The sequence below is a fragment of the Streptomyces sp. NPDC056503 genome, from assembly GCF_042794995.1.
Lineage (GTDB): Bacteria > Actinomycetota > Actinomycetes > Streptomycetales > Streptomycetaceae > Streptomyces.
The window spans coordinates 1-15,884 of sequence record NZ_JBHTST010000169.1; the positions used below are offsets into that span (position 1 = coordinate 1).

13 protein-coding genes and 1 pseudogene are annotated in these 15,884 nt (G+C 75.0%); 4 read left to right on the forward strand and 10 right to left on the reverse strand.

Features of this window, described 5'->3' with window-relative positions; all coding sequences use genetic code 11:
- Window positions 1-39: 39 nt before the first annotated feature.
- Window positions 40-1,407, reverse strand: a complete 1,368-nt coding sequence (locus ACFQ8C_RS33115; protein WP_383465016.1) for a cation:proton antiporter — start codon at window positions 1,405-1,407, stop codon at window positions 40-42.
- A gap of 124 nt (window positions 1,408-1,531) precedes the next feature.
- Here ACFQ8C_RS33115 and ACFQ8C_RS33120 point away from each other — a divergent pair, with 124 nt between their 5' ends.
- From ACFQ8C_RS33120 to ACFQ8C_RS33135, 4 genes are all read left to right on the forward strand, one after another.
- The gene (locus tag ACFQ8C_RS33120) at window positions 1,532-2,722 is read left to right on the forward strand and encodes a hypothetical protein (protein ID WP_383465019.1); all 1,191 of its coding nucleotides are present in this window, start codon (window positions 1,532-1,534) and stop codon (window positions 2,720-2,722) included.
- Window positions 2,719-3,837: a caspase family protein gene (locus tag ACFQ8C_RS33125; RefSeq protein ID WP_383465022.1), complete on the forward strand. Its 1,119-nt coding sequence runs from the start codon at window positions 2,719-2,721 to the stop codon at window positions 3,835-3,837. Before ACFQ8C_RS33120 ends, ACFQ8C_RS33125 begins: the two co-directional genes overlap by 4 nt.
- An 83-nt stretch (window positions 3,838-3,920) precedes the next feature.
- A complete protein-coding gene (locus tag ACFQ8C_RS33130; protein ID WP_383465025.1) occupies window positions 3,921-4,103 on the forward strand; it encodes a hypothetical protein in 183 nt (60 codons plus the stop codon).
- A gap of 18 nt (window positions 4,104-4,121) precedes the next feature.
- Window positions 4,122-5,942: an aKG-HExxH-type peptide beta-hydroxylase gene (locus tag ACFQ8C_RS33135; protein ID WP_383465028.1), complete on the forward strand. Its 1,821-nt coding sequence runs from the start codon at window positions 4,122-4,124 to the stop codon at window positions 5,940-5,942.
- On the opposite strand, the gene ACFQ8C_RS33140 is transcribed toward ACFQ8C_RS33135, so the two are convergent.
- The 9 genes and pseudogenes from ACFQ8C_RS33140 to ACFQ8C_RS33180 all read right to left on the reverse strand — a co-directional run.
- Entirely contained in the window at window positions 5,905-6,204 is a 300-nt protein-coding gene (locus ACFQ8C_RS33140; protein WP_383465031.1) for a hypothetical protein, read from the reverse strand. The genes ACFQ8C_RS33135 and ACFQ8C_RS33140 overlap by 38 nt on opposite strands.
- Window positions 6,201-6,827: an RNA polymerase sigma factor gene (locus tag ACFQ8C_RS33145; RefSeq protein ID WP_383465033.1), complete on the reverse strand. Its 627-nt coding sequence runs from the start codon at window positions 6,825-6,827 to the stop codon at window positions 6,201-6,203. Before ACFQ8C_RS33145 ends, ACFQ8C_RS33140 begins: the two co-directional genes overlap by 4 nt.
- A 58-nt stretch (window positions 6,828-6,885) precedes the next feature.
- Entirely contained in the window at window positions 6,886-8,442 is a 1,557-nt protein-coding gene (locus tag ACFQ8C_RS33150) for a sodium:solute symporter (protein WP_383465035.1), read from the reverse strand.
- An 85-nt stretch (window positions 8,443-8,527) separates the two neighbouring features.
- Window positions 8,528-9,523 (reverse strand): beta-ketoacyl-ACP synthase III, encoded by a 996-nt coding sequence (locus ACFQ8C_RS33155; protein WP_383465038.1) that lies wholly within the window; start codon window positions 9,521-9,523, stop codon window positions 8,528-8,530.
- Entirely contained in the window at window positions 9,520-11,310 is a 1,791-nt protein-coding gene (locus ACFQ8C_RS33160) for a fatty acyl-AMP ligase (RefSeq protein WP_383465040.1), read from the reverse strand. Before ACFQ8C_RS33160 ends, ACFQ8C_RS33155 begins: the two co-directional genes overlap by 4 nt.
- 3 nt (window positions 11,311-11,313) lie before the next feature.
- Window positions 11,314-12,381: an isocitrate/isopropylmalate dehydrogenase family protein gene (locus tag ACFQ8C_RS33165; RefSeq protein WP_383465042.1), complete on the reverse strand. Its 1,068-nt coding sequence runs from the start codon at window positions 12,379-12,381 to the stop codon at window positions 11,314-11,316.
- A complete protein-coding gene (locus ACFQ8C_RS33170) occupies window positions 12,378-14,375 on the reverse strand; it encodes an aconitase family protein (protein ID WP_383465044.1) in 1,998 nt (665 codons plus the stop codon). Before ACFQ8C_RS33170 ends, ACFQ8C_RS33165 begins: the two co-directional genes overlap by 4 nt.
- Entirely contained in the window at window positions 14,359-15,630 is a 1,272-nt protein-coding gene (locus tag ACFQ8C_RS33175) for a LeuA family protein (RefSeq protein ID WP_383465046.1), read from the reverse strand. The genes ACFQ8C_RS33170 and ACFQ8C_RS33175 overlap by 17 nt, the downstream gene beginning before the upstream one ends.
- Window positions 15,627-15,884 (reverse strand): annotated as a pseudogene (locus tag ACFQ8C_RS33180) (crotonyl-CoA carboxylase/reductase); the annotation flags it as partial. The pseudogene ACFQ8C_RS33180 and the gene ACFQ8C_RS33175, both read right to left, overlap by 4 nt.

The following is a 15,884-nucleotide window of genomic DNA, read 5'->3' on the forward strand; positions in this document are numbered from 1 at the left end:
GTCGGGGTCCGGCCGGCCCTCCGCGGTCTCCGGGCGCGCTCAGGCGTGGGGCACGGGCCCGCCTCCGGTGGACGGGTCCGGTACGGGCTCGGCCGCCGGGTCCGGGGCGGTCTCGGGGCCGGACCAGATCTCCGGGGTGCCCCCGCCGCCGGCGCGATGGCCCTCCCTGGGGGCGGGCAGCGGGTCGGACGGGTGGCGGAGGAGCCGGATCAGCGGCCCGGCGGCGGCCGTGGTGACCAGGGCCATCACGACCAGGAGGGCGTACAGCCGGGGGCCGATCACCCCGGCCTGGAGTCCGACGTTGAGCACGATCAGCTCGGTGAGGCCCCGGGTGTTGAGCAGGACGCCGATCAGCAGCGACTCGCGCCAGGGCAGCCGGCCGGCCCGGGCGGCGAGCGAGCCGGAGGCGACCTTGCCGACCACGGCGGCGGCGATTATCACCGCCAGGAGGAGCAGGTCGGAGGAGCTCAGACCGTCGAGCACGACGGCCATGCCGGAGACGGCGAAGAACATCGGCAGCAGCAGCCCGCCGGTGTCCTGGAGGGGGCGGAGCAGCCGCCCGTCCGGGGTGCCGTCGGGCCTGCGGGGCATGATCACGCCGGCGAGCAGCGCGCCGAAGATGACGTGCAGGCCGAGGGCGTTGGTGGCCCAGGCGGAGGCGAGGGCGACGGTTACGGCGACGGGCACCTGGCGGGAGACGGGGGTGCCGGGGCGGCCGATCCAGCGCGCCATCAGGGGGCGTACCGCGAAGAGCATCACCAGCACGTAGAGGACGAGGAGGGCGGCCTTGACGGCCCACTCCCGGGCCGCGCCGTGCACCCCGCCGACGAGGACGACGGCGAGGACGGGCCAGCTCAGCGCGTCGATGACGCCGGCGGAGGCCATCGCGATGGTGCCGGGCCTGGTCCCGGCGAGCCCCTGGTCCTTGATGATGCTGGCCAGGACCGGGACGGCGGTGATCGACAGGGCGATCGCCATGTAGAGGAGGAAGGTGAGGTCGGTCGGACGGTCCCCGTTGGCGGCGGCGAAGGGGCCGGGCAGGAGCAGCACGATCCCGGCGCCGAGCAGCATCGGGAGGACGAAGCCGCTCACCGAGACGGTGGTCACCGCGCGTTGCCCCCGGACCATCCCGAGGTCCAGTTCGTAACCGACGGCGAAGAGGAAGAAGATGAGCGCCACCTGGGCGAGGGCGGTCAGGATCGGCTGGATCTCGGCCGGGAAGAGCGTCTCGTAGGCGTTCCCGGGGAGCAGGCCGAGCAGACTGGGCCCCAGTGCGATGCCGGCGAACAACTGTCCCACGACGGGGGGTTGGCCAAGTCTTCGGGCCAGCGCGCCGAGCGCGTAGGAGGAGGCGACGACCACCGCGAGAGCCGCGACGACATGCGTGATGACGGAATCCGAACTCACCGGCGATCCCCTTCCGGCGCGCCTCCCGCTGGGGCACGGCCCCTACGGAGTGTAGCCGCCCGGGAGTCAAGTGACCTATCGTGGAAGCCGTTTGGCCTATGCCACCGTGGACGGGGGGTCGCGAGTGACGACGGTGCTGTTCGTACACGGCACGGGGGTGCGCGAGCCGGGGTACACCGCCTCGCTGGAGCGGGTCAGGGAGGGGCTGGCGGAGGTCCGTCCCGAGGTGACCGTGGCCCCCTGCTACTGGGGCGGGAGCGCGGGCTCGGACCTCCACGCGGGCGGCCTGTCGGTCCCGGGGTACGGCACCGGGCGCGCCGCGCCGGGCGGGGAGGAGGGCGCCGGGGACGTCGAGTTCTGGGGCCTGCTCTATCTGGACCCGCTCCTCGAACTGCGGCTGCTGGCCTCGGAGCCCGGCGGGCGGGCCGAGCTGGCGCCCGGCGCCCCGCCCCCGGGCGAGGCGCTGACCACGGCGGCCCTGGCGCTCGCCGGCGACGACGGCCTGCGCGGAGTGCTCGACGCGGCGGGGATCGGCGGGGAGTTCGCCGCCGCCGTGGCCGCCGTGCTGACCTCCCCGGACGGCCGCGACTTCCTGCGCTCCCCGGTGGCCGCCGCCGAACCGGACGCACTCGCCCGGGCGTTCACCGCCGAGGCGGTACGCCGGACGGCCGAGGGCGCGGCCGCCCCGCCGGCCTTCGACGGCACCGCCAGGGACGCCGCCGTCGACCGGATCGCCGCCCTGCTCCCCGGAGACGGCGCCGGGGCCCACCGGGGGCCGGTGACCCGGCGGGTGGGGAAGCTGGCCGGGCGGCTCGTCCTCGGGCTGGCCTCGGCACAGGCGGTCAAGCGGCGGTCGGCGCTGACCGACGCCGCCCACCCGGCCGCCGGTGACGTGCTGCTCTACCTGGCCAGGGGCGAGGCGATCCGGGAGGCCGTCGCCGCGGCGGTCGCGGCCGCGGAGCCGCCGGTGGTGGTCCTGGCGCACAGCCTCGGCGGCATCGCCTCCCTCGACCTGCTGGTGCTGCGGGCGCTGCCGGAGGTGGCGCTCCTGGTCACGGTCGGCTCGCAGGCGCCGTTCCTGTACGAGCTGGGGGCGCTGCCGAGCCTGGAGCACGGCGCCGCGCTGCCCCCGCACGTACCGCCCTGGATCAACGTGTACGACCGGCGGGACCTGCTGAGCTACCTGGGGGCGGGGGTCTTCCCGGGGCGGGTGCGGGACGTCGAGGTCGACGGCCGGCAGCCCTTCCCCCTGGCGCACAGCGCCTACTGGGGCAATCCGGAGCTGTACCGGCTGCTCGCGGCGGAGCTGCCGTGACGCCGGCCCGGCCGGAGCGGACGCACGCCCTGGTCGTCGGGGTGGAGCGGTACGCGGCGGGCCCGGCGTGGGACCTGCCGGGCCCGGCGGCGGACGCCCGCCGGTTCACCGCCTGGCTGCGGCGGCGGGGGGTGCCGGCGGCGCAGATCTCGCTGCTGCTCGCGCCGCTGCCGGCGGCGGGCGGGCCGGCGACCGACGTCCCCGAGGGGACGGCGGGGCGGGAGGCGGTGCAGGAGGTGCTGACCCGTCGGCTGCCGGCCCGGGAGGGCGACCTGCTGTGGGTGTTCTGGGGCGGTCACGGGGTGACCGACCCGCAGGGCCACCGCCGGCTCTTCTACGCCGACGCCACCGGGGACGACCGGCGCAACCTCGACCTGGACGCCTGGCTGACCGCCTTCACCACCGACCTCCTGCCCGGCTTCCGCCGCCAGATCTGGCTGGTGGACTCCTGTCAGACCTTCGTGGAGGACCTGGGCTTCGCCCGGGCGCTGCCGGCCGAACTCCCGCCGGGCGGCGAGCGCCTGCCGGGCCGCCGGCAGTCCGTGCTGCTCGCGGCCGGTCCCGGCCAGCGGGCCGCCAACGATCCCGTACGGCAGACCGGGGCGTTCTCCGAGGCGGTGCTGTCCGCCCTGGACGCGGCGGACGGCGGTCCCTGGCCGCCCGACCCGGACGCGCTCGCGGAGACGGTGGCGGCGCGGTTCACCGGGCCGGGAGCCGGTGCCGGGGCGGGCCAGCGGCCCACCACGATCCGGTACGTCTCCGAGGCGGGCGACGAGCGGCTGCTGACGCTCCCCGCGCCCCGGAGCGCCGAGCGGGGGGTGCCGGACGAGGCCCTGCCCGAGCTCATCGGCCTGCTGAGCGCCTCGCCCGGCATGGCGGACCACCAGCAGCGACAGCTCGTCGTGTCGATGCTCCCCGTCGAACTGGCCGGTTCCATCCCCCGGTTCGGGGCTCCCCGGCCCGACCTCGTCAGCATCGTCCGGGCCTGCCGGCGCCATCCCGGCGGCTTGGCCGCCCTCGTCGAGGCGGTCTCCCTGGTCGAGGCGGGCACCCCGGAGGAACAGGCCGTCACACGGTGGGCGAAGCGCTGGCTATGGCCGGATTCAAGGGGTTGACCGCCCTGATCACGCCCTTCCCGAACCACGGGGCCTGGGCCATCATGAAGAGTGACGGGGTTCAGCGTGGTGAGGGGGAACCGATGCACACGTCCATGGAGCACATGGGATCCGAACTGGTCGATCTGAGCGAGGTCCCCCTGTCGGCCCTCCGCACCCAGAGTCCGCTCCTGCACGCTCCCTCGCTGGACCGGCTGCTGCGCCAGATCGAGCGGCCCCGGATCAACTTCGGCGGAGGAAGCGGCGAGGGACCCAGCGGCGGCTGACGGTCCCGGAGCAGACGGGTGCAGTACGCCGGAAGCCACGGGCCCGCCCGTGCCGCGCACCACCTCGTCCCCTCGGAGCACTTCGACGCCCTCGCCTCGGGCCGGGGCGGCGCCGACGCCGTCCGTTTCCTGTCCACGACCGAGTACAGCCGACGGCTCCTGCTGCTGCGGGCGCTGCTCGACGGCGCGGCCCTGACGCCCGGGGCGCTCGGGCCGCTGCCGTCCGCGGACAGCGCCTGGGACGCGCTGACGGCCGCCCAGGAGCGGGCGCCGGAGGAGTTCCGGGGACTGCTGCTGCATCCGCAGGTCGGTGCCTGGCTGGCGTACGGGCTGCGCCGGCTGCACCACACGGCCTGGGGCGACGGGCCGCTCTGGACCGACCTCGGGCACCTCTTCGCGCTCTGCGCGGTCGCCGCGGCGCGGGCCGGGCTGCCGCTGCGCACCACCGTGCCGCTGCGCGACGGCGCCGTGATGTTCCCCGCCCTGGGGCTCGCCCGGCTGCCGGGCCGCCCGCGCTGGGCGACGGCGGAGGTGGTGGTGGAGGCCGGGCGGCTGACCGTCGAGCCGCACCGCGAGGGCGTGGGACCGCCGCCGCCCGGGCGGCCGGACGGCGACGCGCCGGGGTGGCTGGGGCTGCGGCGGCTGCGGACCCGGACGGCCGGGCGGGCGGCCGAGGTGTGGCTGGACGACCTCGACCCGTACCGGGACCTGGGCCGGCCGCTGCCGCCGGACCGGCTCGCGCCGGAGCGGACGGCCCGCTGGCAGGAGGGGTTCGGGCAGGCCCTGGAGGTCCTGGAGGAGTGCGATCCGGAGACGGCGGGGGCGCTCGCCGAGGGGCTGCGCAGTCTGACGGCGGTCCCCGCGCCGCCGGGCGGGACGGTCCGCAGCATCTCCTCCGACGACGCCTTCGGCGGGCTGCTGCTCTCGCTGCCGCCGGATCCGGTGGCCTTCGCGGTGGCCCTCGTCCACGAGTTCCAGCACAACAAGCTGGGAGCGCTGATCCACCTGCTGACGCTGGAGCGGGACGACGGGCGGGCGCGGCACCACGCGCCCTGGCGCAACGACCCCCGCCCGCTGAGCGGTCTCCTCCAGGGCGCGTACGCCTTCCTCGGCATCACCGAGTTCCGCTCCCGCCACCTGGACCGGGTGCCGAGGGCCGGACGGGCCGCCGCCGAGTTCGAGTTCGCGCTGAGCCGCCGTCAGACGCGGGAGGCGGTCCGCACGCTCGCCGCCGACCCCGCGCTCACCCCCCACGGCCGCCGCTTCGTCACCGGCATGGCCGCCCGCCTGGACGCCTGGGAGGCCGACGCCCGCGTCCGGCCGGGCGTCGACGCGTGGGCCGCGCTCGCCGCGACCGACCACCGCACCGAGTGGCGGGTCCGCCACCTGGCCCCCGCGCCCGCCGACGTACGCGCCCTGGCGAGGTCCCACCTCGCGGGGCTCGCCCCGCACGCGGTGGCGGCCGCCACCCTCGCCCCCGACCCGGACACCCCCTGGTCCCACGCCCGCACCCGCCTGATCCGCCGTCTCCTCGGCCCGGGCCCGGGCCCGGACCCGGCACCGGCCGCCGAGCCGCCCTCCCCCGCCGACCTGGCCCTGCTCTCCGGCGACCCCGCGGCCGTCCCCGCCTACACCCGGCTCCTCGCCGAGGACCCGGAATCCCCGGAGGCGTGGACCGGTCTCGTGCTCGCCCTCGCCACCACCACCCCCGGGGCCCGCCCCCTGCTCCACCGCCCCGAACTCCTCCGCGCCCTCCACCGCGAGCTGCGCGCCACGCCTCCCGACCGGCTGGCCCGGTGGCTCACCGGCACCCCGGACAGATCCCGTCCGTACGGATGACGCCCGGGCCGTCCGCCGCTTCCTGGACACCGGCGTTGAAGATGACGTGCCGCCCCGGGGAGGCCCCGGAGAGGGCCCAGAGCCCCACGGCGCAGGCGATGACGACCACGACCAGCACGATCGCCGCCGTGAGGGCCCGGCGCTTCATGTCCCTGCGCCGCCACTGCTGCCGGGCGCGGCGGTAGGCGTCCGGCGGGTCGGGGACGGTCTCCGCCAGTCCGGCGAGAGCCGACCGCAGCCGCTCCTCCGTGTCCCCGCTCATGCGTCCGCCCCCTTCAAGACGCGGCTGAGTTTCGCCGTTCCCCTGGACGCGTGCGACTTCACGGCCCCCGGGGAGATGCCCATGGTGCGGGCGATCTCCGCCTCGCTGAGGTCCAGCCAGTATCGCAGGACGAGCACCTGGCGCTGGCGGGTCGACAGGGCGCGCAGCGCGTCGACCACCTGCCGGTGTTCCTCCCGCAGCAGGGCGTGCTCCTCGGCGGAGCCCTCGGTGGACTCCACGCTCCCCTGCGCGTGGCGGCGCACCACGCGCAGATGGCGCAGGCGCATCCGGGTCAGGTTGAGCACCACGCCGCGCAGGTAGCCGACGGCGGCCTCCTTGTCGCGCACCTTCCCCCAGCGGCGTTGCAGCTGGTAGAAGGCCTCGGCCACGACGTCCTCCGCGTCGGGGCCGGCGCCGAGCAGGACGGCCAGGCGGCGCAGGTCGACGTGGTGGGCCGCGAACAGGGCGGCCACGGCGGCGTCCCGGTCGGCGTGCTCCAGGTCCAGGCGGGGTTCGGGCCCGCGTTCACGGGCGGTCCGGGGCGCGGCCGGGACGTCCGGCGGCCGTGCCTGGTCCCGCTCCCCGCCGCGACCGGCGCGGGTCAGCGGCTTGGTGGGGTTCATCCGGTGCTCCTGTTCCATGGGGTTCGGGTGGGTGGGAAGGGCGGCGTGACGCATGGCCTCACTCGACGCGGAAGGCGAAGCGGGAGCCGTGCCGGGCCGCGGCGTCGCGGGACGCCAGGGCGTCGGGTCCGCGGGCGATCCCCATGCGGTCGAGGACCGGGGTGAGGACGGTGGCGACGACCAGGTTGAGGGCGAGCGCCACGAGCGCCACGTAGAGGGAGACGCGGGTGCCCCCGAAGCCCAGGGACACCACGGATTCGAAGCCGTGCGCGACGCACAGGGCGGTACCGGCGGCCATGCCGACGGCCCAGCCGGCCAGCAGCGCCCGGCGGTGGAACCAGCGGGTGTACGGCGCGCACCCGACGGCGGGGACGGTCTGGATGATCCAGACCCCGCCCAGCAGGTGCAGGTTCACCGCGTCCTGCGGGGGCAGGAGCAGGGTGAAGACGAGGGCGCCCAGGATGAGGACGGCGGCGGCGAGGCGGGCGACGCGCACCTCGTGCTTGGGGGTCGCGGTCGGGTTGAAGTACTCGGCGTAGACGTTGCGGGAGACGAGGGTGGCCATGGCGACGGCCATCACGGCGGCGGGCAGCAGGGCGGCCACGGCCACTCCGCCGAGCAGCAGGCCGGTCAGCCAGGGTGGGGCCAGCCGGCTCAGCAGCGCGGGGGCGGCGAGTTCGGCGTGGCCGGGCGGGGTGGTGACGCCGAAGGCGAGCGCGGCGAAGCCGAGGTAGGCGAAGACCCCGAGGGCGAGGGTCCAGGCGGGCAGGGCGAGGACCCCGCGCCGCACGGTGTCCGCGCCGCGGGCGGCCAGGGCCACCGTGACGACCTGGGGGTACATGAGCTGGGCCAGGACGCTGCCGCAGGCGAGCGTGATGTAGGCGGTCGCCGTTCCCTCGGGCGGCGCCAGGCTCATTCCCTGCGCCGCCAGCCGCCGTCCGGCCTCGGTGAAGACCCGGCCCCCGCCCGCGCCGCCGTGGAGGACCAGTGCGAGGGAGGCGACCAGCAGCGCGCCCACGAGCACCGCCTTGAACCCGGCGAGGTGGACGCTCACCCGCAGGCCGCGGGGCAGGAACACCGAGGTCACCAGGGCGAAGACGAGGAGGATCCCCAGGACCGCGCGGGGGTCGGTGGGGGCGATGCCCATCGCCCACAGCGCGGCCTCCAGACCCAGCACCTGGAGGGCCAGGTACGGCATGGTGGCGAGCAGCCCGGAGACGACCACGGCCAGGGAGAGGGCGTGCGAGCCGTGCCGGGCCAGGGCGAACTCGGCCGTGGTCACCAGGCCGTGCCGCCGGGCCATGGCGTGCAGGCGCGGCAGCACGACCAGGGCGACGGGCGCGAGCAGCACGGTGTAGGTGAGCGTGTAGAGCCCGAACCCGCCGGTGGTGTAGGTCAGTCCGGGCACCGCGACGACCGTGTACGCCGTGTACACGGTGCCGCCGAGCAGCAGGGCCGTGCCGCCGGTGCCCAGGTCGCGGCCGGCCAGCGCCCACTCGACGGAGTGGGGCAGCTCCCCGGTGTCCCTGGTGCGGGAGAGCGCCCACGCCGCGAGCGCGACTCCCGTGACCACCAGGGCGAAGAAGGGGAACGGACTGGCACTGAGAGCCGACATGGCGATGGACGCTATGTTCCCTTCCGTGAACATGGCAAGCCGGACCGGAATCCGGGTTCCGCATCATGGACACACGGGGGCCGCGTCAGGGAAGCCTCACCACCTGCGCCGCGTGGGTGAGTCCGGCTCCGAAGCCCACCAGCAGCGCCGTGTCCCCGGGCCGTACCGCCCCCCGGGAACGCAGCGCCTCCAGGGCGAGCGGGACCGACGCGGCCGAGGTGTTGCCCGAGTGCTCGATGTCCCTGGCCACCGCCGTGTGCGCGCCGAGACCGAGGGCGCGGGCCGCGGAGTCCACGATGCGCGCGTTCGCCTGGTGCGGGACGAAGGCGGCGAGCTCCGCCGGCTCGACCCCCGCCGCCCGCAGCGCCCTCCGTCCGGCGTCCGGGACGATCCGGGTGGCCCAGCGGAACACCGCGGGCCCCTCCATCCGCATCACGGGCCAGCTCCGCGTCTCCCGCGCCCGGAGCCAGCTGTGCTCGTGCGCGATGAGCCGCTCGCCCGTGCCGTCGGAGCCCCACACCGTCGGTCCGACGCCGGGCTCGTCGGAGGGGCCCACGACGACCGCGCCCGCCCCGTCCCCGAAGAGGAAGGCCGTGGACCGGTCGGCCGGGTCGATCAGGTCGCTCATCCGCTCCGATCCGATCACCACGACGTGGCGGGCCGTGCCGGAGCGGACGGCGGAGTCGGCGAGCGCCAGGGCGTGGCAGAACCCGGCGCAGGCCGCGCCGATGTCCATGGCCGCCGCGCCGACCGCGCCCATCCCGTGCGCGATCCGGGGCGCCGCCGGCGGCGACTGTTCCAGGTGGGACATGGTGGCGAGCAGCACCAGGCCGACGTCGGCGGGGGAGATCCCCGCCTCGGCGAGGGCCTTGACGGCCGCCGCGGTGCCCATGGAGACGACCGTCTCGTCCGGCCCGGCGAAGCGCCGGGTGACGATCCCGGAACGGCGCCGGATCCAGGCGTCGTCGGAGTCGAGCCGGGCGCACACCTCGTCGTTGTCCACGACCCGGGCCGGCCGGTACGCGCCGATGCCCAGGAGGCGGGAGCCCGCCGCGCCCGAGGGCGCGCGCAGGCCCGTCACCTTCCGCTCCCCGGGGCCGCCGCGAGGTCGGTCAGCTCCCCCGCCTCGTAGAGGGCGCGGCAGGCCCGGCGCTGCACCTTGCCGCTGGAGGTCTTCGGTATCGCTCCCCGGCGGACCAGGACCACCGTGTCGACGGTGAGCCGGTGGTGCTCGTGGATCGCCTCGGCCACGCGGGTGCGCAGCCCCTCGGTGCCTTCGGCGCGCACCGCGCGGCCGTCGGCCTCGACCACGACGACGAGGCGCTCCTTGTCCGCGTCGGGGACGGCGAACGCGGCGGCGCAGTTGGGGTGCAGTCCGGCCGCGGAGGCCTCCGCGGACAGTTCGACGTCCTGGGGGTAGTGGTTGCGCCCCTGGTGGATGATCAGGTCCTTGAGGCGGCCGGCGACGTGGAGTTCGCCCGCGTGCAGGAAGCCGATGTCGCCGGTGCGCAGATAGGTCCGCTCGTCCTCGGGACGCCCCTCGGCGTCCTTCACCCGGGCGCGGAAGGTCTCCTCGCTCGCCTCCGGGAGTCCGAGGTAGCCCGCCGCCACGCACGGCCCGTCGATCCAGATCTCGCCGATGACGCCGGGCGGGCACGGGCGCGAGGTGCCGGGGTCGACGATCCGCACCTCGGTGCCGGGGACGGTGCGGCCGCTGCTGGTGACGGGGACGGCTCCCGGGGTCAGGGCGTCGACGGGCTCGGCCCGGCCTTCGCCCAGGGCCGTCGCGGAGAGCCAGACGGCGGTCGGCGGCCGGTCCTGGTCGCTGCCGGTGGCCTTGAGGGTGTTCTCGGCGAGGCCGTAGCCGGGGCACATGGTCTCGGGGCGGAAGCCGTGGGGGGCGTAGGCCTCGGTGAACTCCCGGATCACGTGCCAGCGCACGGGCTCCGCCCCGTTGGCCGCGACCCGCCACGACGAGAGGTCGCCGACCTCTCCGGCCCTGCCCTCGGCCGCCTCCCGGGCGCACAGTTCGTACGCGAAGCTGGGCGCCGCGGCATGGGTGCCCCGGAACCGGGAGATGGCCTCCAGCCAGCGCGCGGGCCTGCGGATGAAGGCGGCGGGGGTCATCAGGTACGAGGGGATGCCCGCCCACAGCGGCATCACCACGCCGAAGAGCATCCCCATGTCGTGGAAGAGCGGCAGCCAGTTGACGACGGCGCCGTCGGGCCGACAGGGCCAGAGGGCGTCCGTCTCGGCGGCGTTGGCGAGGAAGTTGGCGTGCGTGACGACGACGCCCTTGGGGTCGCCGGTGGAGCCGGAGGTGTACTGGAGCAGCGCCACGTCGTCCGGTCCGGGGGCGCTCCCCGGCACGCCGCCGGTCGCGTCCCGGCCCGCCGTGCGGGCGAGTTCGGCCGTGTCGAGGACCGTGAGCCCCAGCAGCTCCTCCAGGTCGCCGAACCGGCTCTCCAGATCGCGCAGCACCGAGGTCTCGGTGAGCACGGTCGTGGTGCCGGCGCTGCGCGCGATGCGGCGGATCCGCTCCACGTCCTTGAGGCGGCGCGGGGCCTGGACGGGCGCCGCGGCGACCCGGGCCCGCATGCACCCGAGCAGGCTCCGGACGAACTCCAGGCCCGACGGGTACATCAGGACCGCGCCGTGCCCGGACAGGCCCCGGTCCGCGAGCAGCCGGGCCCGTGTGTCCGCGGCCTCGTCCAGCTCCGCGTAGGTGAGGGTCTCCCGGGGTTCCTCGCCGTTGTGCAGGAACGTGTAGGCGGTGTCGTCGGGTTGCCGCAGTGCGCGCCGGCGCAGCAGATCGGTGAGGGTCGGCGCGTGCCCGTCCGCGCGGACGTCGTCGAGGGCGGTGGACATGACTCAGTTCTCCTCGTGCGGGAGCCGCCGCGCGTGCCGCGGCCCCTCGGTGGTCAGTCGCTTCTCCATCAGCGCGGTCACCTCGGCCATGAAGGTGACCGTCGTGCCCGTGCCGCCGAGGTCGGGGGTCGCCGCCCCGGTCCCCGCGGCCCGCCGGACGCAGTCGCGCAGCAGTGCCGCCGCGTCGGCGTGGCCGGTGTGGTCCAGCAGCATGGCGAGGCACATGGCGGTGGCGTACGGGTTCGCGATGCCCCGGCCCGCGATGTCGGGCGCGCTGCCGTGCACCGGCTCGAACAGGGCGAAGCCGGTCTCCGGGCAGACGCTGGCGCTGCACGCGAGGCCGAGGCCGCCCATCAGGGCGGCGCCGATGTCGCTGATGATGTCGCCGAAGAGGTTGGGCGCGAGGACGCCCTCGTAGGCGGAGGCGTCGCGCACCAGGTGGTAGCAGAACGCGTCGACGTACTCCTCCGACCCGGTCAGTTCGGGGAACCGGTCGAGTTCGGTCCGGAAGACCTCCTGCCACAGGCGGCCGGTGTGGGGCACGGCGTTCGCCTTGTGGACGAGCGTCACCCTGCGGCGCCCCGCGGCCCGCAGCCGGTCCAGACAGTGGCGGACGAACCGCTCGACGGTGTCACGGGTGTAGATGCACTCGTCGATGGCCACGTTCACCCGGCCCCGGCTGCCGACGGAGCCGCCGACCTGGCTGTACAGGCCCTGGGTGTTCTCCCGGTAGAGGTCGATGGTGCCGTGCCCGAGGTGCAGCGGGCGGTGGTTGACGTACAGGTCGAGTCCGGTGCGCAGGCCGAGCAGGATCTCCCGGCCGTGCGCCATGTCCGGGATGCGGGGGTCGCCGAGGGCGCCGAGGAGCACCCCCGCGTACTCCTTCGGCAGACGGTCGAGGGCGCCGTCGGGCAGCCCCGTGCCGTCGGCGAGCCAGCGGTCGGCCCCCCAGTCGAGCACGTCGTAGGTGATGTCGAGTCCGAAGGCGTCGCTGAGCAGCCGCAGGGCCGGCAGGGTCGCGGGGACGACCTCCTTGCCGATCCCGTCGCCGGGGACGATCGCGATCCTCACACCGCCTCCCGCGTGCCGAACAGCTCCTCGACGGAGGTGAGGCGGCCCGCCACGGCGGTGGCCGCGACGGTGTACGGCGAGGCGAGGTACACCTGTCCCGGTCCCGAGCGGCCGGGGAAGTTGCGGTTCTGCGCGCTCACGGTGACCTCGTCGGGGCGCTCGGACACCCCGGGGCCCGCGTTGATGCACGCGCCGCAGGAGGGGGGCAGGACCTCCACGCCGACGGCCTCGAACAGCGTGTCGTAGCCCTTGCCGCGCGCGTAGGCCATGACGCCCTCGCTGCCGACCTGGATGTACGCCCGCACCCCCTCGGGGACGCGCAGGCCGCGTTCCCGGGCCCGGGTGAAGACCTCGGCGTACATGTCCATGTCGTACGCCTTGCCGCCGGTGCACGAGCCTCCGTACACCTTGTCGACGGTGACCTCGTCGCGGACGGTGGACAACGGTACGGCGTTGCGCGGGTCGCCGGGCAGGGCCACCATCGGCTCGACGGCGTCCAGGGCGAGCGGGACGGTGTCGGCGTAGGCGGCGCCCTCGTCGGACGACAGGGGCGCGGTCTCGGGGAGGGGGCCGCGCAGCGCGAGGTGCGCGTACGTGATCTCGTCCGGCTCGAAGAGGGCGGTCATGGCACCGGCCTCGACCGCCATGTTGCACAGGGTCGCCCGCTCGTCGAGGTTCAGGGAGCGCGCGCCGGGGCCGTCGAAGAGCAGGACCTTGCCGAGCGTCCGGCTCCCCGCCACCTGCGGGTGGGCGAGGAGGGCCAGCATGACGTCCTTGGCGCACACGCCGGGGCGCGGTGCGCCGGTGAGGTCGACGCGGAGGACGGCGGGGACCTTGACGAGGATCTCGCGGTTGTACCAGGCGTTGGCGATGTCGGTGGCGCCGACGCCGAAGGCGAGGGCGCCGACGGCGCCGGCGGTGCAGGTGTGGCTGTCGGTGCCGATGACGACCTGGCCGGGTTCGGCGACGTGTTCCACGATGTGGTTGTGGCAGATCGCGCGGCTGCCCCCGGTGGCCGCGGGGCCGACGAAGTGCCCGCCGCCGAGGGTCGCGAAGGCTTCCTGGCGCCGGCCCAGGTCCGTGACGCGGTCGATCAGCTCCAGGCCGTTGGGCCGCCGTTCGAGGACCTGCGAGGCCAGGGACAGGTGGTCCTGGAAGAAGTAGCAGCTGTCGGGGTCGTCGAGGACGGCCTCGGGGCCGAACTGGCGGCGGAACATCCCGGCCGCCATGGGGGTGACGTACTCGTGGGAGAAGCGGACGTCGGCCGTGAGGAAGTACGACTCCCCCGTCCGTACGCTCGCCCCGTCCGGGAGCGGGTTGCGGGGGGCCAGGTGGCGTTCGACGATCTTCTCCACGATGTTCAGGGGGCGGGTCCGGTCGAAGGCCGTCAGGACGTCCGCGCTCCCCTTCCCCTGCGCCGTGTGCCGGTTGAACCCGAAGAGGCCGCCCAGGTCGACGATGGCGCGCTCGATGCCGTTGGCCCGCCGGGTGAAGGCCTCCAGCGGCAGTTCCTCCCCGGCCAGCAGCGCGTCGAGGAGCGTGAAGTCGTCGCAGGTGAGGATGCCCACGTTGCGGCAGTTCTGCTGGTAGATGCGCTCGAAGGAGCGGGCGAAGACGACCTCGACGCCCGCGTACTTCTCCGCGTAGACGGCGTGTTCGCGGGAGGACCCGCAGCCCTTGGCCTCGCCGCTGACGATGATCTGCGGCGCGAACCGCTTCACCGCCCCCTCCTCGAAGGTCCGTCCCTTGAGCCCGAGGTAGGCGTAGTCGCCGAGCTTCTCGTCGTACCAGTAGCAGCACCAGCCGGGGATGATCTCGTCGGTGGAGATGTTGCCGCGCAGCGGGTCGGCGAGGAGCTGGGCCGGGGTCCGCTCGCAGGTCCCGTCCAGCTGGGCGCCGACCGTGGCGGGGTCCTCGGTCAGCACGAGCACGTTGCCGGTCAGCCGGACGGTGCGCTGCGGTCCGGTTCCCGCCGTCTCACTGGACTGTCGCAATGATCTGCCTTATCTGTGCGTCGGTGAGCGGGCCGCGACCGGCCTTCGCCTTTTCGAGGACGGCCTTGACCAGGGCGTCGTCGCCGCTGTCGAAGCCGTGGGTGATCAGCCAGTAGCGGACGTTGTTGGCCCCGGACGCCTCGTCGATGAGGACGTCCTGCTCGCGTCCGAGCAGGGCCGCCGGAACGCTCGAGTACACGGCGTCCTTGAGGAGCGTGTCGCCCTTCTCGTGGGCCTTGAGGATCGCGGCGGCGTGCACGCCCGCGCTGGTCTTGAAGACGTCGGCGCCGAGGGCCGGGTAGTTCTGCGGGATCGGTACGCCGAGGACGTCCTCGGCGTACTCGGCGTACGCCCGGATCGCCATGAGGTCGTGGTGGCCGCCCCCGTCGAGCACGCGGTTGAGGACGAGCTGGTCCAGGGACGCGTTGCCGGTGCGTTCGCCGACGCCCAGGATGGTGCCGTGCACGCGGGCGCAGCCGAGGGCGTGCGCCGTCATGGAGTTGGCGAGGGCCAGACCGCGGTCGTTGTGCCCGTGCCATTCGAGGGCCATGGCGTGGCCGCGCTCCGCGAAGTGCCGCCGGGTCCAGCGGATCAGGGCCGCGGTGCCGGCCGGCACCGCCACGCCCACGGTGTCGCACAGGCAGAGCCGGGTCACGCCGGTGTCGATCGCCACGTCGTAGATGCGGGTCAGCACCTCGGGCGTGCAGCGGACGGTGTCCTCCAGGACGAGGACGAAGGTCACGCCCTCCCGGTCGCAGGACCGCACGGCCTCGCGGATGGTCCGTTCGATGGAGGCGACGTCCCAGTCCTCGACGTACTGCCGGATGGGGCTGACTCCGATGAACACATAGGCGTCCACCGGGAGTTGTGCCTGATGGGCGATCTCGCAGATGGCGTGGACGTCCGCCGGATGGGTGCGCCCCGCGTACCCGAGGGAGAGCGGATGGCGTCGGGCCGCGACGTGCCGGGCGATCTCCAGGCACTCCCGGGCCGCGGCGGGGTCGGAGCCGGGGAAGCCCAGGTCGGCCGCGCGGATGCCCGAGCTGACCATGTGGTCGACGATCCGCAGCTTCTGTTCCAGACCGGGGTTGACGACGTTCGGCGCCTGCAGTCCGTCGCGCAGCGTCTCGTCGAAGAACAGCCCGGTGCCGGCGACGGCGGCCTCGCCGGCCGGGTCGGGGTCCACCTCCATCGCGTTCCAGGAGAACCGGACGTCGGGGGTGCTCGATGCCGCCGCGCGGGCGTGTGCGTTCACTGGGTCCCTCCGGTGCGGAAGCGGTTGATGGCGTCGATGTGCCGGGCCCGCAGCTCCTCGTCGCGGACGCCGAGGCCTTCCCGGGGGGCGAGGGCGAGGACGCCGACCTTGCCCTGGTGGAGGTTGCGGTGGACGTCGTAGGCGGCCTGGCCGGTCTCTTCCAGGGAGTAGGTCTTGGAGAGGGTGGGGTGGATCTTGCCCTTGGCGATGAGGCGGTTGGCCTCCCACGCCTCGCGGTAGTTGGCGAAGTGCGA

Excerpts from the sequence above, each read along its gene's own strand:
- ACFQ8C_RS33130 (WP_383465025.1), top strand. The coding sequence starts at position 3,921 with ATGCACACGTCCATGGAGCACATGGGATCCGAACTGGTCGATCTGAGC.
- ACFQ8C_RS33140 (WP_383465031.1), bottom strand. The coding sequence starts at position 6,204 with ATGAGCGGGGACACGGAGGAGCGGCTGCGGTCGGCTCTCGCCGGACTG.
- ACFQ8C_RS33145 (WP_383465033.1), bottom strand. The coding sequence starts at position 6,827 with ATGAACCCCACCAAGCCGCTGACCCGCGCCGGTCGCGGCGGGGAGCGG.
- ACFQ8C_RS33150 (WP_383465035.1), bottom strand. The coding sequence starts at position 8,442 with ATGTCGGCTCTCAGTGCCAGTCCGTTCCCCTTCTTCGCCCTGGTGGTC.
- ACFQ8C_RS33160 (WP_383465040.1), bottom strand. The coding sequence starts at position 11,310 with ATGTCCACCGCCCTCGACGACGTCCGCGCGGACGGGCACGCGCCGACC.